General features: G+C 71.2%; 27 protein-coding genes and 2 pseudogenes. 9 read left to right on the forward strand and 20 right to left on the reverse strand.

The genetic code is table 11. The features are described 5' to 3' along the window. Positions 1–16: 16 nt before the first annotated feature. The 6 genes from AB0K18_RS24375 to AB0K18_RS24400 all read right to left on the reverse strand — a co-directional run bounded on the left by AB0K18_RS24375 (position 17) and on the right by AB0K18_RS24400 (position 4,287). Positions 17–496: an Rrf2 family transcriptional regulator gene (locus AB0K18_RS24375; RefSeq protein WP_364918010.1), complete on the reverse strand. Its 480-nt coding sequence runs from the start codon at positions 494–496 to the stop codon at positions 17–19. 90 nt (positions 497–586) lie between these two features. Next, positions 587–1,465, reverse strand: a complete 879-nt coding sequence (locus tag AB0K18_RS24380) for a pentapeptide repeat-containing protein (RefSeq protein ID WP_364918012.1) — start codon at positions 1,463–1,465, stop codon at positions 587–589. A gap of 62 nt (positions 1,466–1,527) precedes the next feature. After that, a complete protein-coding gene (uppS, locus tag AB0K18_RS24385; protein ID WP_364918015.1) occupies positions 1,528–2,304 on the reverse strand; it encodes a polyprenyl diphosphate synthase in 777 nt (258 codons plus the stop codon). A 166-nt stretch (positions 2,305–2,470) separates the two neighbouring features. Further along, positions 2,471–2,617 carry a hypothetical protein gene (locus AB0K18_RS24390; RefSeq protein WP_364918018.1) on the reverse strand — a complete coding sequence of 49 codons (147 nt, stop codon included), beginning with the start codon at positions 2,615–2,617 and terminating at the stop codon, positions 2,471–2,473. A gap of 6 nt (positions 2,618–2,623) precedes the next feature. After that, positions 2,624–3,832, reverse strand: coding sequence for an MFS transporter (locus AB0K18_RS24395; protein ID WP_364918021.1), 1,209 nt, complete (start codon positions 3,830–3,832; stop codon positions 2,624–2,626). Between the two features lie 203 nt (positions 3,833–4,035). Next, a complete protein-coding gene (locus AB0K18_RS24400; RefSeq protein WP_364918024.1) occupies positions 4,036–4,287 on the reverse strand; it encodes a hypothetical protein in 252 nt (83 codons plus the stop codon). Between the two features lie 215 nt (positions 4,288–4,502). Between AB0K18_RS24400 and AB0K18_RS24405 the strand changes: the two genes are divergently transcribed. Next, positions 4,503–5,159, forward strand: coding sequence for a response regulator transcription factor (locus tag AB0K18_RS24405; RefSeq protein WP_364918026.1), 657 nt, complete (start codon positions 4,503–4,505; stop codon positions 5,157–5,159). A 95-nt stretch (positions 5,160–5,254) separates the two neighbouring features. Here AB0K18_RS24405 and AB0K18_RS24410 read toward each other — a convergent pair whose 3' ends face one another. Together AB0K18_RS24410 and AB0K18_RS24415 are read right to left on the reverse strand one after the other, a co-directional pair. Further along, a complete protein-coding gene (locus AB0K18_RS24410; protein WP_364918029.1) occupies positions 5,255–6,043 on the reverse strand; it encodes a hypothetical protein in 789 nt (262 codons plus the stop codon). A 167-nt stretch (positions 6,044–6,210) separates the two neighbouring features. Then, entirely contained in the window at positions 6,211–7,422 is a 1,212-nt protein-coding gene (locus tag AB0K18_RS24415) for an ATP-binding protein (protein ID WP_364918031.1), read from the reverse strand. A 453-nt stretch (positions 7,423–7,875) separates the two neighbouring features. Here AB0K18_RS24415 and AB0K18_RS24420 point away from each other — a divergent pair, with 453 nt between their 5' ends. Continuing rightward, positions 7,876–8,229, forward strand: a complete 354-nt coding sequence (locus tag AB0K18_RS24420; RefSeq protein WP_364918034.1) for a hypothetical protein — start codon at positions 7,876–7,878, stop codon at positions 8,227–8,229. Between the two features lie 22 nt (positions 8,230–8,251). Further along, positions 8,252–8,812, forward strand: coding sequence for an OmpA family protein (locus AB0K18_RS24425; RefSeq protein WP_364918037.1), 561 nt, complete (start codon positions 8,252–8,254; stop codon positions 8,810–8,812). A gap of 364 nt (positions 8,813–9,176) precedes the next feature. Here the strand turns inward: AB0K18_RS24425 and AB0K18_RS24430 are convergent, their stop codons facing one another. The 4 genes and pseudogenes from AB0K18_RS24430 to AB0K18_RS24445 form a co-directional block, all read right to left on the reverse strand. Further along, positions 9,177–9,482, reverse strand: coding sequence for a hypothetical protein (locus AB0K18_RS24430; RefSeq protein ID WP_364918314.1), 306 nt, complete (start codon positions 9,480–9,482; stop codon positions 9,177–9,179). Between the two features lie 73 nt (positions 9,483–9,555). After that, positions 9,556–9,984 (reverse strand): annotated as a pseudogene (locus AB0K18_RS24435) (transposase); the annotation flags it as partial. A gap of 247 nt (positions 9,985–10,231) precedes the next feature. Continuing rightward, positions 10,232–10,972: pseudogene (locus tag AB0K18_RS24440) on the reverse strand (IS982 family transposase); the annotation flags it as partial. A gap of 95 nt (positions 10,973–11,067) precedes the next feature. After that, positions 11,068–11,634: a TetR/AcrR family transcriptional regulator gene (locus AB0K18_RS24445; protein ID WP_364918039.1), complete on the reverse strand. Its 567-nt coding sequence runs from the start codon at positions 11,632–11,634 to the stop codon at positions 11,068–11,070. Positions 11,635–11,709: 75 nt separating this feature from the next. Between AB0K18_RS24445 and AB0K18_RS24450 the strand changes: the two genes are divergently transcribed. Then, positions 11,710–12,708 carry a DsbA family protein gene (locus AB0K18_RS24450; protein ID WP_364918042.1) on the forward strand — a complete coding sequence of 333 codons (999 nt, stop codon included), beginning with the start codon at positions 11,710–11,712 and terminating at the stop codon, positions 12,706–12,708. 267 nt (positions 12,709–12,975) lie between these two features. Here the strand turns inward: AB0K18_RS24450 and AB0K18_RS24455 are convergent, their stop codons facing one another. Further along, a complete protein-coding gene (locus AB0K18_RS24455) occupies positions 12,976–13,443 on the reverse strand; it encodes a hypothetical protein (RefSeq protein WP_364918044.1) in 468 nt (155 codons plus the stop codon). A 74-nt stretch (positions 13,444–13,517) separates the two neighbouring features. Beyond that, the gene (locus AB0K18_RS24460; protein WP_364918047.1) at positions 13,518–14,144 is read right to left on the reverse strand and encodes a GNAT family N-acetyltransferase; all 627 of its coding nucleotides are present in this window, start codon (positions 14,142–14,144) and stop codon (positions 13,518–13,520) included. 270 nt (positions 14,145–14,414) lie between these two features. Here AB0K18_RS24460 and AB0K18_RS24465 point away from each other — a divergent pair, with 270 nt between their 5' ends. Both AB0K18_RS24465 and AB0K18_RS24470 read left to right on the forward strand, forming a co-directional pair. Beyond that, the gene (locus AB0K18_RS24465; RefSeq protein WP_345404004.1) at positions 14,415–14,684 is read left to right on the forward strand and encodes a hypothetical protein; all 270 of its coding nucleotides are present in this window, start codon (positions 14,415–14,417) and stop codon (positions 14,682–14,684) included. A 157-nt stretch (positions 14,685–14,841) separates the two neighbouring features. Continuing rightward, a complete protein-coding gene (locus AB0K18_RS24470) occupies positions 14,842–15,681 on the forward strand; it encodes an LLM class flavin-dependent oxidoreductase (RefSeq protein ID WP_364918050.1) in 840 nt (279 codons plus the stop codon). 209 nt (positions 15,682–15,890) lie between these two features. Here the strand turns inward: AB0K18_RS24470 and AB0K18_RS24475 are convergent, their stop codons facing one another. After that, positions 15,891–16,328 carry a MarR family transcriptional regulator gene (locus AB0K18_RS24475; RefSeq protein WP_364918052.1) on the reverse strand — a complete coding sequence of 146 codons (438 nt, stop codon included), beginning with the start codon at positions 16,326–16,328 and terminating at the stop codon, positions 15,891–15,893. Positions 16,329–16,425: 97 nt separating this feature from the next. On the opposite strand from AB0K18_RS24475, the gene AB0K18_RS24480 reads away from it, so the two are divergent. Genes AB0K18_RS24480 through AB0K18_RS24490 form a run of 3 tightly spaced genes read left to right on the forward strand, consistent with a single transcriptional unit; the run spans position 16,426 to position 17,966 of the window. Continuing rightward, positions 16,426–16,755 (forward strand): multidrug efflux SMR transporter, encoded by a 330-nt coding sequence (locus AB0K18_RS24480; RefSeq protein ID WP_364918055.1) that lies wholly within the window; start codon positions 16,426–16,428, stop codon positions 16,753–16,755. A gap of 35 nt (positions 16,756–16,790) precedes the next feature. Next, positions 16,791–17,111 (forward strand): multidrug efflux SMR transporter, encoded by a 321-nt coding sequence (locus AB0K18_RS24485; protein WP_345403995.1) that lies wholly within the window; start codon positions 16,791–16,793, stop codon positions 17,109–17,111. Positions 17,112–17,171: 60 nt separating this feature from the next. Beyond that, positions 17,172–17,966: a TetR/AcrR family transcriptional regulator gene (locus AB0K18_RS24490; protein WP_364918059.1), complete on the forward strand. Its 795-nt coding sequence runs from the start codon at positions 17,172–17,174 to the stop codon at positions 17,964–17,966. A gap of 40 nt (positions 17,967–18,006) precedes the next feature. Here AB0K18_RS24490 and AB0K18_RS24495 read toward each other — a convergent pair whose 3' ends face one another. From AB0K18_RS24495 to AB0K18_RS24515, 5 genes are all read right to left on the reverse strand, one after another. Next, positions 18,007–18,366 carry a DUF4180 domain-containing protein gene (locus AB0K18_RS24495; protein ID WP_364918062.1) on the reverse strand — a complete coding sequence of 120 codons (360 nt, stop codon included), beginning with the start codon at positions 18,364–18,366 and terminating at the stop codon, positions 18,007–18,009. Then, entirely contained in the window at positions 18,363–18,764 is a 402-nt protein-coding gene (locus AB0K18_RS24500; RefSeq protein ID WP_364918065.1) for a helix-turn-helix domain-containing protein, read from the reverse strand. The genes AB0K18_RS24495 and AB0K18_RS24500 overlap by 4 nt, the downstream gene beginning before the upstream one ends. A gap of 44 nt (positions 18,765–18,808) precedes the next feature. After that, on the reverse strand, positions 18,809–19,927 hold the full coding sequence (locus AB0K18_RS24505; protein ID WP_364918067.1) for a winged helix DNA-binding domain-containing protein: 1,119 nt from the start codon (positions 19,925–19,927) through the stop codon (positions 18,809–18,811). 73 nt (positions 19,928–20,000) lie between these two features. Beyond that, positions 20,001–20,852 carry an ATP-binding cassette domain-containing protein gene (locus AB0K18_RS24510; RefSeq protein ID WP_364918070.1) on the reverse strand — a complete coding sequence of 284 codons (852 nt, stop codon included), beginning with the start codon at positions 20,850–20,852 and terminating at the stop codon, positions 20,001–20,003. A gap of 98 nt (positions 20,853–20,950) precedes the next feature. Further along, positions 20,951–21,628 (reverse strand): nucleotidyltransferase domain-containing protein, encoded by a 678-nt coding sequence (locus AB0K18_RS24515; RefSeq protein WP_364918073.1) that lies wholly within the window; start codon positions 21,626–21,628, stop codon positions 20,951–20,953. Positions 21,629–21,632 lie beyond the last annotated feature (4 nt).

The following is a 21,632-nucleotide window of genomic DNA, read 5'->3' on the forward strand; positions in this document are numbered from 1 at the left end:
CTCGGGCCGGGCCCGGTCAGGTGGTGAGGCGGGCGTAGTGGCGGCGGAAGCGGCCGGGCGCGGACGGGGCCGCCTCCCGCATGAGGTCGGCGACGGTCTGCGCCGCCAGCTCCCTGCGCCAGGCCAGCTCGGCGCGCCGCATCGCGATCACCACGCCGCACGGCTTCGCGAACGCGGTGGGCGGCTCCTCGGCACCTGCACCCTGCCGGCGGATCTCGGTGCACCTGAACGCCTCGTCCCTGCCTTCGATGGCGGCGACGACCTCCAGGAGCGTGATCTGCTCCGGCGCCTTCGCCAGCCGGAACCCGCCCTTCACCCCCGGGACCGAGGTGAGGATGCCGGCGCGTACCAGGTCCTGGAGCCGTTTCTTGAGGTAGACGGGTGGCAGCTCGAACAGCTCGGCGAGCCTCCCCGTCGGGATCGGCGCCTCGTCCTCCAGCCAGGCCAGGGCCAGGCAGCAGTGCAGGCCCCACTCGACTCCTTCACCCATCCGCATGAAAGGGGATACTACATGTCCCGTTTCAGGTCAGAGCAAGGGGTATGGGGGCAGGGCGGGGTCAGCGGCGGGTCTCGCCATACAGGCGGGTCAGCGGCGGGGACGGGGGCGGCGGGGCTTGGTGGTGCGGCGGGGTGCGCGGGGTTCCGGGGTGCTCGCCGTCCAGTGCGGCGGGCGGGTCAGCGTGGCGGGGAGGCGGGTGGTGGGGGCGCCCTTGGCGGCGTTGACCTGGGCCTGGGTGAGGAAGATGGCGCCGGTGAGGTCGGCGTCCGTAAGGTCCGCGCCGCGCAGGTCGGCGCCGATGAGGTCGGCCTGCCGCAGGTCGGCACCACGCAGGTCGGCGCCGATCAGGTACGCCCCGCGCAGGTTCGCCCCGCGCAGCCGCGCGCCGCGCAGCCGGGCCCCGATGAGGTCGGCGCCCCGGTGCTGCCGGCCGTCGAGCCCGTGGCGTACCAGCTCGCTGGCCCGCAGCAGCACCTCGTTGACGCGCTCGCGATGGGCGGCCACGTCGAAGCCTTCGAGCACGTCGGCGCTCTCGCGGGTGAGCCTCTCGGTCTCCTCCAGCAGCGCGCGGGCGCTGTCGTGGACGGGCGCGGCGGCGGGCAGGGTGAGGATCTCCGCGAGGTACCACAGCAGCTCGTGTAGCCCGCGCATCACCGGGAACACGGCGTACATCTGCCGGGCCGTCTCCGGCGCCTCCCGCCAGCTCCGCCCCGCGTACGTGACCTGCGAGACCTTCTGCCCGGCCCCGAAGCAGTCGAACACCGTGCACCCGGAGAACCCGCGCTCGCGCAGCCGCGAGTGGATTGAGCAGCGGAAGTCGTCACGCAGGTTGGCGCAGGGCCGGCCGGCGTCCTTGTCCACGGCGAAGTCGGCCGACGCCGAGAACGGCAGCGCCACGCAGCACAGCCCGAAGCAGCTCTCGCAGTCGGACAGCAGGCCGAGCTCGCGCGGGTGGGTTCCGGGCACCGGGCGGGTCTCCTCTTCACGTACGGGGCGGCAGGTCAAGGGTACTCGCGGGCAGGGCCCGCTCAGCCGCCGTAGCGCCGCTGCCTGGCGGCGAAGCTGCGCAGCGCGCGCAGGAAGTCGATCTCGCGGAAGGCCGGCCAGAACGCCTCGCAGAAGTACAGCTCGGAGTAGGCCGACTGCCACAGCAGGAAGTTCGACATGCGCTGCTCGCCGCTGGTGCGGATGACCAGGTCGGGGTCGGGCTGCCCGGCGGTGTAGAGGTGCGGCGCGATGTCGTCCACGGTCAGCGTCGAGGCCAGCTCGACCATCGACTGCCCGGCCTCGGCCCGCTCGTACAGCAGCTCGCGCAGCGCCTCGACGACCTCCTGGCGGCCGCCGTAGCCGATGGCGAGCGTGAGGTGGAACCCGGTGTCACAGGTGCGGGTGGCCTCGACGGCGCTCTTGAGCGCGCGGGCGGTGGTGTCGGGCAGCATGTCGAGCATCCCCGCGACGTGCACCCGCCAGCGGGCGTCGGGACGGTCGAAGCGGTCGGTGACCATCTGCTCGATCACCCGCAGCAGGAACGCCACCTCCTCGTCGTCACGCCGCTGCAGGTTCTCGGTGGAGCACAGGAACACGGTCAGGTGCTTGATGCCGATCGTCTCGCACCACGAGAGCACGTCCTGGATGTGGTCGGCGCCGTACTTGTGGCCCATGCTCGGGTTGGCCATGCCCATCTGCCGGGCCCAGCGGCGGTTGCCGTCCATGATCAGGCCGACGTGGCGGGGCAGCGGGCCGGACGTCACCTGGCGGCGCAGGCGCCTGGCGTAAAGGGAGTGAAGGAGGTCAGTGGTGTGCACCTACCAAGAATGGCGTGGGTGAGGGTCAGGAATCTGATCTTTCCTGATTTCCACCTCCGGCAGGTGCCCACCGGGACGCTAATCCGAAAATCGGACGGTGACGGGGCAGGCGGCAGCGAACCCTGGCCCGCGGTGGTGGGTCAGGGTTGTTGGTTGGCGTATTTGGTCAGGCGGCTGGTTCGAGGATCATGCGGTGGCCGAGGGCTTCGAGCTGGCGGACGTGGGCGCGTTTCTTGCGGTCAGGCTTGATGCGGGTGTCGTAGAAGCCGGCGCCCAGGTCGTGGAAGCGGGCGTCGGTCGGTGTGGGGCGCATGTGAGGTCAGCCCGCTCGCGCGCTGCTCTCCCGGGCGATCGGCCGCCAGGCGACGGCGATCGGCACTGCCGCGAGCACGCCGCCCACTCCGGCGATGGCGATGGCGGCGGCCGGATCGGTGAGTTCGGCCAGCAGGCCGCCCGCCGCGATCCCGAGCCCCTGGACCGCGACCAGCCCTGACCCGGCCAGCCCGACAGCCTGGCCGCGACGGTGGTCCGGCACCGCCCGGACGAACTCGGCGTTGGCCGTGACCTGGTAGGCGGAGAACACCCCGATCAGCGTCCAGAGCGCGATGGACCCGCCCACTCCCGGATCGAAGGCGGCGAACACCAGGGGCACGCTGGTCAGCACGGCCAGCGGTCCCAGCAGGGTCAGCCGCACGCGCGGTGGCACGTATCTCGCGAAGACCGTCACGCCGGCGAGCGTCCCTAGCGGGACCGCCGCCATCAGCATCCCCGCCACCGAACTCCCGCCTCCCATCCCATCGGCGTACGGTACGGCCAGCGCCTGCGGCATCACGTAGAACCCGGCCAGCCAGGCGGCGGCGACCAGTAGCCGGAGCCGGGGTTCCCCGGCGATCAGCCGCGCGGCGGCCAGGATGGCGCGCGGCGCGGTCTCCGCGGGCTCGGGAGCCGGCCTGGCCGCCAGCCCCCACCGCACGACGATCCCGGCCACCAGGAAGGTGCCGGCGTCGATCAGCAGGGCGAAGGAGGGCTCGACGAACGCGACAGCGAGTCCGCCCGCCGTGAACCCCAGAATCCGGGTGAGCTGGGAGGTCATCTGCAGGGCCGCCAGCGCGGTGACGTATCGGTCGTCGTCGAATACCTGCGGAAGTACGGCGCTGTAGGACGCCCTGACCGGAGCCTCCAGCAGGTGCACGGCGAACAGCAGCGCGCAGAGCAGCCAGAACGGGATCGACGGCACGGCCATCAGGGCGACGAGCCCGGCTCTGGCCACATCGCAGTGGAACATCAGCTCGCGACGCGGCAGGCGGTCGGCGAGCCCTCCGAGCAACGGCCCGCCGACCAGCGCCGGCATGAACGTCAGGGCGTACGTGACGGCGGTGATCGCCGCCGAGGACGTCCGCTCGTACGCGATCACCGCGACGGCCACGCGGGCGAGTTGGTCGCCGAGGTCCGACAGGAGCGTCGCCGACCAGAGGGCGCGGTACTCGCGGGAGGAGAAGACCTGGCGAAAGGTTACAGCCTGTGACACTGGGATGGGACTCCGGGAAGGGAAAGGGCGGCCCGCCTGGAACGGACCGCCGGTACGAGAACGTCTAGTGCCAGCTGAAACCGCGCTTGGCCATGTCCTTCACCTCCTCCAGAAATCGTCTTCATGGACATCGTTCCGGCCCGCTGCGGCCGTCTCCAGAGGGTTAACCCTGATCCGAAGATCACGGCTGGACGCTCAGAAGGTCAGATGGACACGGGGGCGCGGCGCTGCGCGATCGTGGAGGCGATGGCTGCGAGCAGCCAGATCACCGGCCCGGACAGCCCGCCCGCTAGATCGACGTGGGCGGGCCCGACCATCAAGATCAGGAACACCGCATCGACGACGCCGAGCGGGATGAGATTGAGCCAGTGGCCCCGCCGGCTGTTGAGCCGGTTCATCGTAAGAGCGACGACGATGGCCTGGACCCCGAAGACTGCGGCGCACACGAAAAACATCAGGCTCTCCGCTGCGGCCTCGTCCTGCGGGGAAAGCTCGGCGTCCCCCTCATGATCATGGCCGTTCCCAGCCCCACGTGCCCGCGAACAGTTGAGCCCTTGTCAGCTGGCTCTGACGCCGGCCGTGCCCACGCCTCACTGCGAGGCCTGCGCGCGGCGTTTCGGTCGACCATAGGCTTGAGCATGATCGAGAAGCTGAGGAAAGGCCGGTAGGCATGCGGGTGATGGTCGCCGACGACTCTCTGCTGTTTCGTGAAGGGCTGGCACGGCTTCTCACCGAACGCGGGTTCGAGGTCACGGGCCAGGCCCGTGACGCCCGATGGCTGGCCACGCTCGTCCGCCAGGACCCTCCCGACGTGGTCATAGTCGACGTCCGCATGCCGCCCACGTACACGTCGGAGGGGCTCAGGGTGGCGCGGGAGCTGCGCAGCGCCTATCCCGGCCTGGGCGTGCTCATCCTGTCGCAGTACGTGGAGACGCACTTCGCCGGCCAGCTGCTCGAAGAGGCCGGGGTCAACGGCGGAGGGGGAGCGGGATACCTGCTCAAGGATCGAGTCAACCGGCTGGACGATCTGGAGAACGGCGTCAGGAACGTCGGCGCAGGCGGTCTGGTCCTCGATCCGTCGGTGGTCGACCGGCTGCTGCGGCGCCGACGTACGCGAGACCCCCTCGACGAGCTGACCGACCGGGAGCGCCAGGTGCTCGGCCTGATGGCGGAGGGCCGGACGAACGCGGCCATCGCCAGGGCCATGAGCGTCACCGTCAAGACGGTCGAGGCGCATGTGCGCAGCATCTTCGACCGGCTTCACCTGGCGCACACGGAGGACGACAACCGCAGGGTCCTCGCTGTCCTGGCGTACCTGCAGCGCTGAGCCCCGGCTCGGCCCCGCCGGCTCGCGGGACCGGGCCGCGGGACGTCAGGCCGGCGGAAGGACCCTTCCAGGCGGGGCCTGACGGCCGGACGGGCTCATCGCCCGCCCTTCGTCCCGGCCGCGAGCGGTGTCCTGACGGTGGGCAGCAGGATCTGTCCCGTGACGAACTCGGTCCACAGGCCGAAGCGGAGCTCGCCGCCCGTCCTCGCGGTGGTCTCGGCGAAGCCGATGGTGCGGCCGTGGTGTCGGCGGGTGGCGCCGAACGAGAGCCGGAACCGGGTCGTGCCCACCCGTTCCTGCGGCGGGATCGACGTGGGCGGCACGATCTCGTCCAACGCCCATCGGTAGTCCTTCCGGTTCGGGGACGTGACGCGTTCCAGGGTCTGCTCGAGGATCACGTTCGAGGCGGGCATCACCACCAGCACTCCGGGCGAGCGCCCTATCCGCGTGTTGAAGGCATGAACCTCCTGCGGCTCACCACTCGGGAACTCGCCACGACCGCCGCCGATCCGCGACCCGGCCGGGCACGCCCCCACCCCCTTCTGCTCGATCAAGGTACGGGCGCAGGTGGGGAACGCCTCAGGGTTGAAGCTCACCGAACGGTCGAACAGGAACCCGAACCGCCTCGCCGCAGCCGGGATCTCGCCCGTCCCGGCCCGGCTGCGCCGGTCGAAGGCGATCGTCACGCTCCGCCCGGCGCCGCGGGTCGCCGTCACCGACAGCGCGTCGATGTTCCGCGTGGCCTCGACGTCCGGCTCGTACGGCCGCTGCGGCCCTCCCGGAGCGGGGTCCGGGAAGGCCGCGACGTCGGCGGCCGCGGCCGGAGCGGGCGCGCTCAGGGAGGCGAACACGGCGGCTGCGGTCACGACGGTCATCAACTTCATGAAACCTCCAGGGGAAACGGCGGCAGCCGGTCACACGTGTGCACCGGACCGGGGCCGGCTGCTGGCCCCTCGCCAGCTCGCGGCTCCGGCGAGATCATGCTCGCGGCCGTGCCGGGCGTCGGCCAGAGGGTTAACCCTGCGTTGGTACCGGGGGCGAGGCTCCGGCGTCACGGCCGGTCGGCGATGGGCAGGCTCGCCGTCACGCGGGTCCCCCCGCCGGTGGGACTGTGCACGTATAGGCGGCCGCCGATCGCCGCGGCCCTGTCGGCCAGCCCGCGCAGGCCGCTCCCCGACGGGTCCGCGTTCCCCGCACCGTCATCGCTCACCGTCACCGACAGCCGGTCGCCCTCGTCACGGAGCCGGACGACGACCTGCGAGGCCCGGCCGTGCTTGGCGGCGTTGGCGATGGCCTCGGAGACCAGGAAGTAGGCCGTCTCCTCGACGCGGAGGCGCAGCCGGCGCGCGGGCATCTCCGCCAGGACCACGGGTAGGAGCGCGCGTTCGGCCAGCGACCGCAGCGCTGGCGCCAGGCCCGCGGCCGCCAGGATCGCCGGATAGACACCGCGGGCCAGTTCGCGCAGCTCGCTGAGGGCCGCGTTCAGCTCTCTCTCCGCCAGGTCCAGCGCCTCGTCCATCTGCCTGGTCGCAAGGTCCGGTGCCGCCCCGACCGCCGGCGGTCCGGCCACGTGGCTGCGGGCCAGGCTGAGCGACATGCCGACGTTCACCAGGCGCTGCTGCGCGCCGTCGTGCAGGTCGCGCTCGATGCTGCGGCGCCCCGCGTCCATGGCCTCCACCACCTTCCCCCTGGCGTCCCTGACCTCGCCGTACAGGTGCTCGTTCGCCGCGAGCAGCCCACGTACCCGCGTGTCGCCGGTGCTGATCACCCGCGCGAGCACTTCGATCGGCCAGGTCACCAGCGCCACCAGCAGCAGCCCGAGACCGGGCACGGGCAGGAAGACCTCCATAGCCGTCACCCCGCAGGCCAGCCAGCCGAGCAAGGTGAGCAGCAACCCCGCCACCGTGAAGGGAAAGCCGGGCCACGAGACAGCGACCGCGTAGACGAACAGCATGAACAACATTCCGGGCGCCAGCTCGCCGACCCAGGCCAGGACCGGGTGGTCAAGATGGCGGAGACCCGGCAGGAACCAGGCGAAGCCCATTCCGGTCGTCCGCCGCCCGAGCGCGCTGATGTGCCGCTGCGACCAGATGATCAGACCCATGACGATGTAGACCCACGCCGCCCATAAAGGCCCGGACGCCCCGGCCAAATCCCACAGCGGCGCAGCGTGCGGGTCGTCCAGCCAGCCGGTGCCGGCGAAGTACCCGAAACTGGCGATCACGGCGAGTACCACGATGCCGCACTTCGTCCAGAGCCCCACGAATTCTCCTCCACCACGATCACGTCGATCGGCCCCTATGACACCAACCTCCACCGCAAAAGGGCGTAAAGCCGTCATTCGGTGAGGCGAGATCTAGGGATAACCCCATGGTCGGCGTCATGACGGGCCGAGACGATGTCTCCTCCAGTGCGCTTGAAATGAGAGGCGATGAGGAGTTTCCCGATGGCAAGGCACGTCGCAACTCTGGCGGGGGTTCCGGTTCTCGTGCTCGCCCTGGCGGCCTGCGGCATGACGGGCGGGTCCAGCGGCAACGGGGAGCGTCAGGACGGCGTTCGGATGGCAGACCTCACCGGGGATCCCAAGCCCGAACCGGGTCAGTCCACGTCACCTGAGACGACGGCGACGACCAGCACCCCCGCGACCACGCCGGCCGCCTCGCCCTCGGCTCCTGCGCCGATCCTCTCCCGGCGATTCGAGGTCGGCGGACGCAACATGACCGTGTCCATCGCCCAGCTCGAACGGGAGGGCAAGGTGATCACACTGAACTTCACGATCGCCAACGAGGATGGGACCAGGTGGCGCATCGGCAATGACCTGGGCAAAGGGCCGACCGACTACTCGGTCGGCGGCCTGTCCCTGGTGGACGCCGGCAACGCTAAGCGGTACCTGCCGGGCCGTACCGGGCACTTCACCTGCCTGTGCTCCACGACTGGCGGCAGCGTGGCCATCGAGGAGAACCAGAGCCTCCCCTTCTACGCGATGTTCGCCGCGCCGCCTCCGGACGTCACCAAGGTCCACATCGAGATCCCCGGCTTCGGAATTCTGAGCGATGTCCCGATCGCCTGAACCGGCCCCATCGCCTGCGGTGGTGCGCCAGCGCCTGGCCCGGATCGTCTGGACGGCGTCGGTGCTGCTGCTCGCCGCGAGTCCCCCGGCCTCCGCCGGTGTCCGGGCCGACGACGTCTTCCCCGTTGAGGACATCCGGCACCAGGTCGAGAACATCCGGTTCACCGTGGAGTCCCTGGACGCCACCGAGAGCGAGACGCGCGACGACCGGACCGTCACCGTCACCTTGACCAGCGACGTGCTCTTCGCCGTCGACAAGTGGGAGGTGACCGGGGCCGCCAGGACCCGGCTGGAGAGGATCGCGCAAAACATCAGGACCGACGCGCCCGAAGGCGTCATCGAGATCGCCGGTCATACCGACGACCAGGGATCGGACTCCTACAATCGCAGGCTGTCCGAACGCCGCGCCGAAGCCGTGCGCGGCGTCCTCATCAAGCTGCTCGCCGGGCAGTCCGTGCCGTTCAAGGCCATCGGGCACGGCGAGGCCAAGCCGCGGGTGCCCAACATGGTCGACAACCGGCCCAGCGCCAAGAACCGGGCGCTCAACCGGCGCGTGGAGATCGTCTATGAGGCTGGCAGGTGACCGGCAGGCCCGGCCAACTGCGGCCGCGACCTGATTGAGGTACACGGCCACGACTCTCGACCGGCTCGCCGAGAGCTGCGAGGCCGCCGCCGAAGCCCACCAGCATCACTTTGCCGATCTCCAGTAGGACCGATCAGTGAGTCATGGCCAGGCGCGTTGATGCGGATCGGCTGGGCCGCCCTTGACACGGCACCGCGGCTCCGGGGCGCGGTGTAGCGGCCCGGAGCCCCCTTCTGCCCTTGGTGGCGTGCCGTCGCCGAGGTCGACTTTGCCGCACCAATCCGAAAATCGGACAGTGACGGGGCAGGCGGCAGCGAACCCTGGCCCGCGGTGGTGGGTCAGGGTTGTTGGTTGGCGTATTTGGTCAGGCGGCTGGTTCGAGGATCACGCGGTAGCCGAGGGCTTCGAGCTGGCGGACGTGGGTGCGTTTCTTGCGGTCAGGCTTGATGCGGGTGTCGTAGAAGCCGGCGCCCAGGTCGTGGAAGCGGGCGTCGGGGTTGGACAGCAGGTGCCAGACGATGGTCAAGATGGAGCGGCCGACCGCGACGACGGTGATCGTGTGGGCGGCGATCGCCTCCACCCGGGCGACCATCTTGCCGAGCAGGTAGGCGTGGTGGTCGGTGAAGTGGCCGGTGAAGGCTTCCTCGAGCGCGCCGATCTTGGTGCGCATCCGGGTGCGGGCAGAGCTTTTCGACGCGGTTCTTCTCCGCGGTGGCCGCGCCGACCAGATCGACCCGGTAGCGGGTCAGGTCACGCAGGCGGCGGATCGCCGGGGGTGGGACGAAGCTGGGGCGGATCACCTGTCGTTCGGCGACCCTGCAGAGCCATACCGCGCCGATGGTGTCGCTCTTGGGCCGGCCGGGCAGGTGTTCGACGTCACGCGCGTTGACCAGCCACACCTCGAACCCTGCCGCTTCCAGCAGGTAGAAGACGGGTTTCCAGTAATCCGAGGTCGCTTCCATGACCACCCGGGTCACGCCCAGACAGCGGAACCGATCCGACATGGCCAGCAGCGCGCGGGTCATCGTGGAATACGTGCTGATCTCCTGCAGCCGTTTACCGGAGGTGGTCTCGCTGGGCAGGCGCACGCAGGCCAACAGTTCGGCCTTGCCGATGTCGAGCGCGGCGATCCTGGGGATGATCTCTTCGTTGTCGTTGGTCTCGACCAGCACCAGCTTCCTCCCTGTCGCTTCGCGGGCAATAACGGTCGCCCGCAGGAGCCAGGGCGGTTGCGGAAGCTAATCCGCGTGCTCGAAGGCGACAATGAAGGGCCCAGGGGAGGCTCCCAGCGCCCGACTAGACGACGGCCTCATGACGACCATAGAGCTACGGCGTCGGCGGGCGACCACTCCCGATTTTCAGCCCGGAACGGGCTCTGCGCAGCGGAAATGGGACTGGACGAGTAAGTCCGATCTCCGGTCAGTGGTCGTAGGCGGTCAGTGACCGGGTGATCGGTGCGTTGGTTACGTTGTTATGCCAGATCGCAGCGGCCATCGCCAGGAGGCGCTGGGCGACGCGGACGGCGACGCCTTCGAAGGACCGGCCGCCGTGGTCTTCCAGGTCGAGCTGTCCCTTGAGGGTGTCGTTGACCGGCTCGATCAGTTGCCGGACCTTCTTGAGCATCGGCTCGCCGTAGCGGGCCTTCTCGTTCTTGCGGCAGGGCCGCAGCATCGTGATCCCGTAGTCGCCCAGCAGGGTCTCGAAGTCTTTGCCGGCGAACCCCTTGTCGCAGATCAGAAGGATGCCGTCGTGCTCTGCCGCCACGCTGGCCTCGACTTCGAGCATCGCGGCCAGGACCTCGCGCTCGCCGATCTTCGGGTCGGCCAGTGCCCACAGGATCGGCATCCCGGCCGGGGTGCACACCAGATACAGCTTCAGTCCCCAGTAGAACCGCGAGTGGCTGGCGCAGTAGCCGTAACCCGCCCATCCGGCCAGGTCCGAGCGTTTCACGGTGGGCCGCGACATGCCGCAGGGTACCGGGGTGGAGTCTGCGATCCAGCAGTCGTCTAGCCAGAAGTCGCTCGATTTCGCGAGCATCCGGATGGCCCGCTTGATCAGGCCGAGCGCGGCGCGCAGCCGTTTGTTGTAGCCGGATTGCTGCGGCAGGTACGGCAACAGGTCTGTCAGGTGCTTGCGGGCGTAGCGCAGCCAGTGCGCTTCGGGTCAAGAGGGTGTTCAGGTCCTGCGTCACAACAAGATCTTGAACGCACTCTACTCATGTCTGATCACCGGCCCAGGACTTAGGACTTACTCGTCTAGGGGGTCGTCTGCCGGAACAACTTCCAGAATGCCAGCGCCGCCCCCTCCGGCCCGCCTGGGCAGGCGGCGATCACCCAGTGGGCGATGACGCCGGCCAGGGCGCCGGCCAGGTAGGCGGCGTGCACGCCGGCCGGCACGTCCTCCCATCCCGGCGGCCGGTGGCCGGCGGCGAAGCGGTGGGTCAGCTCGTCGGTGAGGCGTTCGCGCAGGCGGGCGGAGAAGCGGGGGCTGCCGTGGGTGCCGAGCATGCGGGCGTACAGGGTGGCGTGGTCGGCGACGTACGCGAACAGCTCGGCCAGCGGATCGGGGGCGCGGTCGCGGGGGGCGTCGAGCGGGCACAGGGCGGCGGCCCTGGCGACGGCGGCCAGGGTGTCCTCCATGGCGTCGGTGACGAGCGCGTCGACGTCGGGGTAGTGCAGGTAGATCGTGGCCCGGTTCACCTCGGCGCGCTTGGCCAGCGCGGACATGGTGATGGTGGCGGGCTCCTGATGGGCTGCCAGGTCGCGCACGGCCTCCTTGAGGCGGGCCCGGGTGCGCACGGCGCGGGGGTCGTCCGGGTTCACCCTCCCCATTATACGACATTCATCGCTTAAGCGACATGTGTTGACTAATCGACATTTGTCGCATACTTTGCTGGCATGCGTATTGAGATCTGGGCAGACGTGGTCTGCGGCTGGGCCCACATCGGCAAGCGGCGGCTGGAGAAGGCGCTCGCCTCCTGGGACGGCGAGCCGGTCGAGGTGGTCTGGCGGCCGTACCAGATCGACCCGTCCGCGCCCGCCCAGGCCGTGCCGATGGCGCAGGCGCTGCTCGACCCCGTGGCCGACGAGGCGCTGCGGGCCTGCGCGCCCGGCCTGTCCCCCGCCGAGAACCGGGCGCGGGTCGCCGAGGTGGCCGCGTCCGAGGGGCTGGGGGCCGAGTGGGGCTCCTCCTACCGGGCCGGCACGCTGGAGGCGCACCGGCTGATCGCGCTCGCGTACGAGGAGGGCGGGGCCGCGCTGCAGGACCGCGTGGTGGAGCGGGTGCTGAACGCCCACTTCGTCGAGGTACGCGACATCAGCGACCTCGCCGTGCTGACCGAGATCGCGGCGGACGCGGGCCTCGCCGAGGCGGCCGGCTACACCGGCGCGGGCCCCGACCGGCAGACGCTGCCCGGCGCCGAGCTGACCAGGGAGCTGCTGCTCACCGGCAAGGCCAAGGGCGTGCGTACGTCGCCGACCATCGTCGCCAACGGGCTCGCCCTGGAGGGCGCGCAGCCGGCTGAGACGATCGCCGCGTTCCTGCGCGACGCCGCCGGGCACGCGCCGCGCCGCCTGCCCGCCGAGGTCGAGCGGCTGCGGCACGCCGAGTCGCTGCTCGACCAGCGCGACCCGCTCGGGGCGCTGACGCTGCTGCGCCCCCTCATGGACGCGCACGGCGACGACCGGGGCGTCCGCCTGCTGGCCGCGCGGGCCTACTTCGGGTCGGCGCAGCTCAACCGGGCGCGTACGGCACTGGAGTCGCTGGTCGCCGAGTCCCCCGACGACTCCTACGCCCGCCACCTCCTGGGCCGCACCCTGCAACGCCAGGGCCGCCACGAGGAAGCCACCACCCACCTCACCCTGGCCGCCACCATGACCCCCGACTACGCCGCCTAACCCATGTGGGCCTGGGCCGGAGGCCCACCAACCACCTCCGCCCCAGGCCCCATCCGCCCCAGGCCCCATCCGCCCCTGGCCCGCCACCGAGACGCCCAGGCGACCCGCCTCCGGCCTTGCCGTGTCACCCGGGCGGGCACGGCTCCGTGACCGGGACGGCAAGGCGACTCACCTGGCCCTCCTCCGTCCTGGATTCCGTCCGCCTTGGGCGGTGTCGTTTCGCGAGCGAGGCGCCCGCGCAGCCCCGCCTGACCCGCATCTTGGGGGTCAGGCGTTCTGGTCGGCTGGACCTGTCGTGGTCGCGGCGGCGGTCCGCTCAGGCGGTCGCCGTAGGTCGCGGGTCGACAGGGCGATCAGGGCGGCCCACACTCCGCAGTAGAGCCCGAAGACCGCTCCCCCGCGGTCGGTGAAGAGCGCGCCGCCCACCATTCCGACGGCTCCGGCGGCGGCCATGAGGCCGCAGAGCCAGTGACCGGTCACCACACTCACGTGCACCCACCTGGCCTTCGCCCGGCCGAGGCGGAGTCGGCCGGCCAGCAGGATGGCCATGACGACGACGCCCGATGCGGCGTTCGCCCACTGGGCCGAAGCGACCTCGCCGGGGCCGTAGGAGAGGTAGCTCTCCGGCTGCACCACCGGGCCGCCGGTGACTCCCAGGCGGCCCTCGAGGGCGTAGGCGATCTTGGAGGCGACGTACAGGGCGGTCCAGGCGATTCCCGCATCAGCGACCTTCATGGGCATCACCCTCCCGATCGCCGCGTTCCTCGCGACTCCCCCGTGCGAGGGATACCGCTCCCCCGCACGGGCGCTCAGAGGTCAGGGGACAGCAGCACCTCGGCGCCGACCGGGACGTATCCGGCGGCCAGGAAGGCCCGTACGCTCGCCGCGTTCCCCGGCGCGACCTGGGCCCACACGGGACCGGGTGCCAGGTGCCGGGCGGCGGCGGCCAGCGACCGGCCCAGCCCCCGACCCCGATGATCGGGCTCGACCTCGACCGCCACCTCCCACCGCCCGCCCACGCCCCGCCCGACGGTCAGCAGCCCGGCGGGGGCGGTCCACACGCGTACGTCGTCGCGGTAGCGGCGGGCCCGCGCCACCCTCGGATGCCCGCTGTCGCGCAGCTCCTCCAACGGGAGCGGCGCAGGTCCTGGCAGCGGAGTCGCGACGGCGAGCAGGTCGTGGCTGCCGGCGGCCCGGCCGGTCAGGGCGGCCAGCTCCTGCAGGAACGGCGGCCCGAGCGGCGCGGACAGGTCACCAGGGCGCAGCCGCTCCCGGATCCAGGCATGATCGACGTCGGCGAAGACCACGGCGTGCGCGGTGAAGGAGAGCACCCCGAGGTCGCGCGGCGACGGCTGCGCCATGATGGTCACACCGCCGTCCGCAGCAGGAAACCGGCCGTCCTCAGCGTCCCGAAGCACCTCTGCCAACGTCGTCATGAGCCGCCATGATGACACGCACCCCCACCCACCCCACCACCGCCCTCACCGCCGCCGGCGCCGCGGCCGGGGTCGGCGGTTTGGACGTGGAACGGGGGTTCGGTCATGGGACGGGGGTTTGGATGTGGGGCGAGGGTTTGTACATGGGGCGGGGGTTTTGCCGGGGGGCGGGGGCCTGTTGATCAATTACGGGGTGTGGCGGGCCGCCCTACCACAAGATCGCTACGTATAGTGATGGCCGATGTCACTTCGTGATTACAGGGGGAGATCATGAGAAGTAGCCTCGTGGCCGCCGGCGGCGCGCTGCTCATCACGGCAGCGGTGTTCGGAACGGCCGGCTCTGCGGCCGCCGACATCTGGTCCGACCACAGCTGGAACGAGCACCCGAGGGCGTGCGGGCTCGTCCTGAACGACGACAGCACCTACCACCACATCACCAAGCACGGCGTCTTCGCCGGTACGCGCGACGCCGACGCCTGCAAGAACAGCCACAAGCACCACTGGGGCTGGGACGACGACGACGCGGACGACGACGACTGAGTCCACCTGATGGCCGCCGCCGCCCGGGACACCCCGAGCGGCGGCGCGCCGTTTCCCGCCCCCGCGAGAAACGCCTCAGGTCTCCCACGACCACTCAGCTCCCGCGAACAAACCCGAGCCGTTTCCCGCCCCCGCGGAACGCCGATAGCCTGTGCCGATGCGACTGGGTGTGAACGTCCCGAACTTCGGTCCCGGTACCGACCCCGAGGTCCTGCGCCGCTGGGCGCTGACCGTCGAGGGGCTCGGCTACGACCTGCTCATGGTCTCCGACCACGTGGTGATCACCCCTGACGTGGCCGAGCAATATCCGGCGCCGTTCTACGACCCGTTCACCACCCTGGCCTGGCTGGCGGGCAGCACGACCCGGCTCACGTTCGGCACCACGGTCCTGATCGTCCCCTACCGTCACCCCCTGCTGGTCGCCCGCATGGCGGCCAACCTCAACGACCTGAGCGGCGGCCGGTTCGTGCTGGGTGTGGGCGCCGGGTGGGCGCGGCAGGAGTTCGAGGCGCTCGGGGTGGCGTACGAGCGGCGCGGCCGGCTGACCGACGAGCACCTGACGGCCATCAGGGCGGCCTGGGCCGACGAGGCCGACTACCGGTCCGGCGGGGTGCCGATCTGGGTGGGCGGCGGCAGCGGCGCGGCCCTGCGAAGGGCGGTGCGGTTCGGCCAGGCGTGGCATCCGCTGCGGATGACGCTGCCGTGGCTGCGCGAGCGGTGGGCCACCCTCCAGGAGGTAGCCGCCGCCGAGGAACTGCCGGTGCCGGCCCTGGCGCCGCGCATCCTGCTGCGCGTGACGGGCACGCCGGTCACGGGCGACGAGCGGCTCCTGGGCGAGGGCACGATCGAGCAGGTCACCGAGGACCTCGAGCAGCTCAGGGAGATGGGCGCGGAGACGGTGGTGTTCGACCCGTTCTTCGAGGACCCGGCCGAGACCCTGCGCCCCGAGGCGGCCTGGGAGATGCTGGCCGCGGTCGTCGCCAGGATGCAGAAGTAGGGGCGTCAGCGGCAGGCGAGCGCCTGGGTGCGATAAAGGTCGGCGTAGTCGCCGCCCGCCGCGAGCAGCTCGGCGCGGCCGCCCTGGTCGCCGGCTCCAGCTAAGGGTCTGCCATGAGAACAGCAGGTATGCGCCGGTCACGATGCCCCAAGATCGCCGAGCAGGACGGTTCGCACACGTCAGCGATCAAACTTCAAAGAAGCATCCCGCTATGAATGGATATTCGCGGCAAGGGTCGTGAGCGCGGTGGCAAGCTGGGGGTCCGCCTCCGCCAGGGCGGTTCGCAGGGTCTCCTCGTACGTGCGGCTCGCCTCGGCATGGCGGGCCTTGCCGGTCTCGGTGACGACGGCGTAGACGCCGCGCTTGTCGTCGGGGCACAGGTCGCGGTAGGCGAGGTCGGCCGCGTTCAGCCGGGCCACCAGGCGGGTCACCGAGCTCTGGTTGAGCCCCAGCTTGTCGGCGAGCTCCTGCATGCGCAGCTCACTGCTCGGCGAGGCGGCGAGATGGCCGAGCGCGCGGAACTCGGACAGGCCGACCCCGTGCCTGCGCTGCAGCGTGGTGGCGAGCCTGCTTTCGACGTGGGAGTGCAGCAGGAGGACCTGCTGCCAGGTGTCGGTGATGGACGGCCCGGTCGCCGTGTCGGTCATGCGGGAGCCCTTCGTCCGGACATCGGCTTGACATGAGAATACATGTACATGCAACATACTACTCATTATTTGCACGTACATACATATAGGAGGAGCGGTGGCGTGGGTCCATCTGCTCATCGCGTCCGTCTTCGAAGTCGTCTTCGCCCTGGCCACCAACGCCACCGAGGGGTTCACCCAGCTGTGGCCCTCACTGCTCACGGCCGGCGCGGCGGCCGGCGGGATCTTCTTCCTGAGCCTGGCGCTGAAGACCCTGGACGTCGGCGTCGGCTACACCGTCTGGACCGGCATCGGCTCGGTCGGCACCGTCGTGCTCGGCACCCTGATCTTCGGTGAGGAGATGAGCGCCTGGAAGGCCCTCGCCTTCGTCCTCATCATCGGCGGCGTGCTAGGGCTCAAGCTCTCCGACCGCCTGACCACCGCCTGATCATCCGCCTGACCCCGTCCCTCAGGAGCTGCACCATGGCCTGGATCTATCTGTCCATCGCGATCGTCTTCGAGATCGCCTTCGCCCTCGGCACCAACGCCACCAAGGGCTTCACCCGGCTCTGGCCGTCGGTCTTCACGTTGCTGGCCGCGGCCGGCGGCATCTTCACGCTCAGCCTGGCGCTCAAGACGCTGGACGTCGGCGTCGGCTACACGATCTGGACCGGCCTCGGCTCGGTCGGGACCGTGATCCTCGGCGCCCTCATCTACAAGGAGAAGATCACGCCGGCCAAGCTGGGCTCGTTCGTCGCCATCATCGGCGGCGTCGCGCTGCTCAAGCTCACCTCGGGGATCTGAGCGGCTGCGGCCGCTGTTAGCCTTATGCCGTAAAGAATTGTCCGTACGGGGAGTTCCGCGTTGGTCGTCTACGCAGGCCAGGGTGACGCGCGACGGTCGATGGCGCTGCTGTGGCGCAGCGGCGAGCCCGGCGAGGCACGGCCGGGCCCCAAACCGGGGCTGAGCGTCGACGCGATCGTGGACGCCGCGATCGAGGTGGCCGACGGCGAGGGCATGGCGGCGCTGTCGATGCGCAAGGTGGGCGAGCGGCTGGGCCGCACGGGCATGGCGCTCTACACGTACGTGCCGAGCAAGGGCGAGCTGATCGACCTCATGTACGACCGCGCCCTGGCCGAGCTGCCCGCGTCCTACGACCTCGGCGCCGGCTGGCGCGCGGCCCTGACGGCGTGGGCCGAGCAGACGCTCGCCTTCTACCTGCGTCACCCCTGGATGTTGCAGGTGTCGCAGGCCCGTCCTGTGCTGGGGCCGAACGAGTTCGCGCTGCTGGAGAGCCTGGTGGCGATCCTGCGCGGCACCGGCCTCGGGCCGCGCAGGGTGCGCGGGATGGTGGCGCTGCTGTTCGACTTCGTCAGGGGCGCCGCCACGACGGTCGCCGAGTCGCGTCAGGCGGCGACGGCGACCGGGGTGTCCGACGAGGAGTGGTGGCAGGCGCGCGCGTCGCTGCTCGAGGAGGTCGCGCCGGGGTTCGCGGGCCGGTTCCCGCAGGTGCGCTGGGTCGAGTCCGACGACTCCGAGCCCGTCGGGGACGAGCCCTACCTGGAGCATCGGGTGAGCGAGACGTTCTCGATCGGGCTGACGGTCCTGCTCGACGGCATCGAGGCGGCGGCGAAGGCCACGAGCCGTCAGCCGCTGTGAACAGCCTCGCGGCGAATGCGAGACGAGCCCGGGACCGTCGTCAGCGCGGGGTCAGGCGGGAGGTGAGTTCGGCGGTGTCGGGGACGAACCAGATGTGGTGGCCGCTGTTGCACTCCTCGACCCAGGCGCGCAGCGCGGAGCTGGTCTCCAGGTGGCGGGAGATGTCGCCGACGATCGACAGGCCGATGCGGTAGTTGACGAACTTCTGCGCGATCTCCCCCGCCACGCCGGTGCTGAGCGTGAAGAAGGCGGCGGGCAGCCGGTCGGCGGGGACGGCGACCCAGGCGGCGCCGCTCGACCACGCCTCGCCGATGAGGTCGAGCACGTCGCGGACCTCGGCCAGGGGCGGGCCGTCGTAGGAGTGGACGTCGGGCATGGGGGTCCTTTCGCGGGTGGTCATGGGCGGACGAGGGCGTCGATGATCCGCAGCACCTGGGCGGTCTCCTCCAGCCCGCCGAGTACGACGACCTTGAGCTGCCGCCGCCGCTCGTCGTAGGCGAACTCGACGCGCAGCCCGCTCCGCTCGGCCGACAGGGCGCCGAGGACCATGGTGCTGACGCGGTCCATCGCGGCCCGGTCGATGCCGTCCACCTGGACGATGCTGGTCGCCTCCGCGTGGCGGGGGCTCGGGGGCGGGTCGGCGGGGAGTCCGGTGAAGGCCGCGAGGTCGTCTTTGGCGATGCGGTATTGCTTGCCGATGCGTACGGCGGGCAGGCGGCCGTCGCGGATGTAGCCGCGCACGGTCTTGACGTGCAGACCGAGGAGGTCGGCCACCTGGTCGACGGTGTAGTTTTCCATATCGTTCCCCATTATGCAGGACGATAGGGAGTGATAGAGAACGATCAGGCGTGCGCGCCGACCGTGACGGTGCCGATGGTCAGGCGGGGCGCGGCCTCCATGACGGCCCCCAGGCGCTGCACCTGCTCGTCCAGTTCGCGGGCCTCGGCCGGGGCGAGGTCGCGCAGCGGCTCGACCGTGACGTCCATCGTGCGGCCCTTGCGGCGCTGGTGCCAGACACCGCTCACCTGCCCGTCCACCAGCAGCACGGGGAAGTTGCCCGCCTGCCCGCCGGCCAGCGCCCGCTCCGCCGCGACCCCGGCGTAGAGCAGCTCGCGGGGGCGGCCGGCGACCACGTACGCGTCGAAGTACGGCAGCAGCCGCACCCCGCGCGGCGGCTCGTCGGGCAGCTCGGTGTCGCCCGCGAGCAGCCAGGCCCGCTGCCCCTCCAGCCGCACCTCCGCCGCCTCGACTCTCTTGAACGCCTCCGCCGCCCACGTCACGGGACCGCCCGCCCATTGGGCGAACTGCGCGGGCGTGGCCGGCCCGTACGCCGCCAAGAAGGCCCTGACCAGCCAGGCGGCTCCGTCAGCCGCAGTGCCGGTGGAGAGGGGCGCGGCGGTGTAGGTGACCTTGCGGCCACGGCCCGCGCCGAAGACGAACGCGCCCCGGTGCGCCGCCAGCCCCATCACCTGCCGCCAGCGCGGCCACCACCCCTGGAACGCCGGCATGACCAGCTCGCCCGCCCACGGCCCTGTCGCGGCGAGGACGGCCTCGCTCAGCTCGTCGATGGTCAGCTCGGCCCCGGCCACCGCGTCGCGGATGGCGGCGATGACCTGCTCGATCTGCTCGGGCGTCATCCTGATGGAGGCGGGCGCCCGGTCCGCGTACGGGATGGACGACATGGCCGCGACCCAGAGCGGCAGGTCGCGGGCCGGCAGCAGGTGCACGGTGCCGCGCGGCCCGTGCGTCTTGACGAGGCCCTCCCCCACCGCCGCCCGCACGCCGGTCCGCGTGACGCCGTCGAGCCGCAGCCCGATCGACGCCTCGGCGGCGGACATCACCTGGGCGTGCGCCCCGCACATGGCGGCCACCACCTCCGCGGGCTCCGCCCGCAAGGGGACGGTGAGCCCCGCGCGGGCCAGCCGGCGGGCGCTCACCTGCGGCCAGGTCAGTTCGATCATGCATTCCTCCTCGGTCAGGCGACCACCCTAGGAGGCATTGCGGAAAGGATCGTGCCGCGTTACAAGCGTTCGGTCAGGCGGCTGGGACGGGCTCTCCGGGCATGGCGACCGGGACCCGGGCGGCGCGCGCGGCCCAGCGGCCGTCGTCGCTGCGCACGAGGCGTACCGGATGGTCGAAGCAGGCGCTCACCAGCTCGCCGGTGAGGACGTCGGCGACCGGGCCGCTCGCCAGGCAGCGGCCGTCGCGCAGCAGCATGGCGTGCGTGGTGGTGGCGGGCAGCTCCTCGAGGTGGTGCGTCACCAGGACGGTGGCCAGCGAGGGGTGCCGGGCGCGCAGGGCGTCGATGCTGGCGAGGAGTTGTTCGCGGGCGGCCAGGTCGAGGCCGGTGGCGGGCTCGTCGAGGAGCAGCAGGCGCGGGCGCGGCATGAGGGCGCGGGCGATCAGCGTACGGCCGCGCTCGCCCTGCGACAGCGTGGGCCACCTGGACTCCGCCTTGTCGCCCATGCCGAGCATGGCGAGGAGCTGGTCGGCGCGGGCCGCCTCGTCCTGCGCAGGCTGCCAGCGTGGGACGAGCGCGGCGGTGTTGGTCAGGCCGGTGAGGACGACGTCGCGCACCCGCATCGGCCCGTCGGGGGCGTGGCGCGGGTTGACGTGCCCCAGGTATGAGCGCAGCTCCCGGACGTCCACCCGCCCGAGCGTGCGCCCGAGCACCTCGACCACGCCGCGGCTCGGATGGTTGACGGCCCCCAGCAGGGCGAGCAGCGTGCTCTTGCCGGCGCCGTTGGCTCCGAGCAGCGCCCAGTGCTCGCCGGGGTGCACGGTGAGCGAGATGTCGCTCAGCAGGTGGCGCCCGTCACGGATGAACGCGACCTCGCCGGCCCGCAGCACGGGACCGCTGTCGGCGGGGCGGGAGACGACGGTCATCGGGCCACCTCGCCGCCGCTCGCCGCCCGCGGCCTGGACGCTTCCGCCACCACATGTCTCCCTTCGTCCGGTCATACCCGAGTCAAGCTATCAGGTTCTCAGACATCTGACCTTTGGGTGCCCTCGCACGCGGCGCGGACCTCGGCGACGAGCTCGGCCGCGGCGTCCAGAGTGCGGCCGATCTCCTCAGGGGTGGCGCCCACGTGGGCCAGCAGCGCCTGGGCCCGCTCGCCGAACCGCTCGGGCGCCGACGGCAGCCGGGCGGCGGAGCCGATCATGCCCTTCTCGTTGATCAGCCAGGCGCCGTCGGCGGCGTGCAGCGCGTGGCAGGCCACGCCGATCGCGCGGAACAGGGCGACCTCCCCCGCGTACGCGTGCGAGTAGAAGCCGAGCGGATGCCCCGCCTGGAAACCCACCTCGTAGCGGCCGGCCCGGCAGTCGCGCCAGACCTGCTGGACGCGGTCGAGGTCGCGGTAGATCCAGTCCACCTGCCGGCCGTCCACGATCAGCCAGCCGCCGCCGTCCACCCACGGGCCCCAGCCGCCCGGCTCGGTGACGTCGGTCTCGTGGCCGGTGATCTCGCGGGCCAGCGCGCGCAGGTCGTGGACGGCGAGCGGGCCCCGGTAGTAGAGCCCGAGGTCGATGTCGGAGTCGGGACGGTGGGTGCCGCGGGCGCGGCTGCCGCCCAGCGTCACCGCCACCACCCCGTGCACCGCCGCCAGCCGCCGGGCGATGCCCTCCAGATCCAGTCCCGCGTAGGGGTCGGTGTCGTGCATCCGA

Origin of the sequence: Nonomuraea sp. NPDC049421, from assembly GCF_040677005.1 — a bacterium.
Taxonomy (GTDB): domain Bacteria; phylum Actinomycetota; class Actinomycetes; order Streptosporangiales; family Streptosporangiaceae; genus Nonomuraea; species Nonomuraea salmonea.

Excerpts from the sequence above, each read along its gene's own strand:
- AB0K18_RS24420 (WP_364918034.1), top strand. The coding sequence starts at position 7,876 with ATGACCGTGTCCATCGCCCAGCTCGAACGGGAGGGCAAGGTGATCACA.
- AB0K18_RS24430 (WP_364918314.1), bottom strand. The coding sequence starts at position 9,482 with ATGCGCACCAAGATCGGCGCGCTCGAGGAAGCCTTCACCGGCCACTTC.
- AB0K18_RS24465 (WP_345404004.1), top strand. The coding sequence starts at position 14,415 with ATGAGAAGTAGCCTCGTGGCCGCCGGCGGCGCGCTGCTCATCACGGCA.
- AB0K18_RS24505 (WP_364918067.1), bottom strand. The coding sequence starts at position 19,927 with ATGATCGAACTGACCTGGCCGCAGGTGAGCGCCCGCCGGCTGGCCCGC.
- AB0K18_RS24460 (WP_364918047.1), bottom strand. The coding sequence starts at position 14,144 with ATGACGACGTTGGCAGAGGTGCTTCGGGACGCTGAGGACGGCCGGTTT.
- AB0K18_RS24470 (WP_364918050.1), top strand. The coding sequence starts at position 14,842 with ATGCGACTGGGTGTGAACGTCCCGAACTTCGGTCCCGGTACCGACCCC.
- AB0K18_RS24410 (WP_364918029.1), bottom strand. The coding sequence starts at position 6,043 with ATGAAGTTGATGACCGTCGTGACCGCAGCCGCCGTGTTCGCCTCCCTG.
- AB0K18_RS24510 (WP_364918070.1), bottom strand. The coding sequence starts at position 20,852 with ATGACCGTCGTCTCCCGCCCCGCCGACAGCGGTCCCGTGCTGCGGGCC.
- AB0K18_RS24390 (WP_364918018.1), bottom strand. The coding sequence starts at position 2,617 with ATGCGCCCCACACCGACCGACGCCCGCTTCCACGACCTGGGCGCCGGC.
- AB0K18_RS24375 (WP_364918010.1), bottom strand. The coding sequence starts at position 496 with ATGCGGATGGGTGAAGGAGTCGAGTGGGGCCTGCACTGCTGCCTGGCC.
- AB0K18_RS24515 (WP_364918073.1), bottom strand. The coding sequence starts at position 21,628 with ATGCACGACACCGACCCCTACGCGGGACTGGATCTGGAGGGCATCGCC.
- AB0K18_RS24500 (WP_364918065.1), bottom strand. The coding sequence starts at position 18,764 with ATGGAAAACTACACCGTCGACCAGGTGGCCGACCTCCTCGGTCTGCAC.
- AB0K18_RS24455 (WP_364918044.1), bottom strand. The coding sequence starts at position 13,443 with ATGAAGGTCGCTGATGCGGGAATCGCCTGGACCGCCCTGTACGTCGCC.
- AB0K18_RS24400 (WP_364918024.1), bottom strand. The coding sequence starts at position 4,287 with ATGTTTTTCGTGTGCGCCGCAGTCTTCGGGGTCCAGGCCATCGTCGTC.
- AB0K18_RS24450 (WP_364918042.1), top strand. The coding sequence starts at position 11,710 with ATGCGTATTGAGATCTGGGCAGACGTGGTCTGCGGCTGGGCCCACATC.
- AB0K18_RS24405 (WP_364918026.1), top strand. The coding sequence starts at position 4,503 with ATGCGGGTGATGGTCGCCGACGACTCTCTGCTGTTTCGTGAAGGGCTG.
- AB0K18_RS24485 (WP_345403995.1), top strand. The coding sequence starts at position 16,791 with ATGGCCTGGATCTATCTGTCCATCGCGATCGTCTTCGAGATCGCCTTC.
- AB0K18_RS24495 (WP_364918062.1), bottom strand. The coding sequence starts at position 18,366 with ATGACCACCCGCGAAAGGACCCCCATGCCCGACGTCCACTCCTACGAC.
- AB0K18_RS24475 (WP_364918052.1), bottom strand. The coding sequence starts at position 16,328 with ATGACCGACACGGCGACCGGGCCGTCCATCACCGACACCTGGCAGCAG.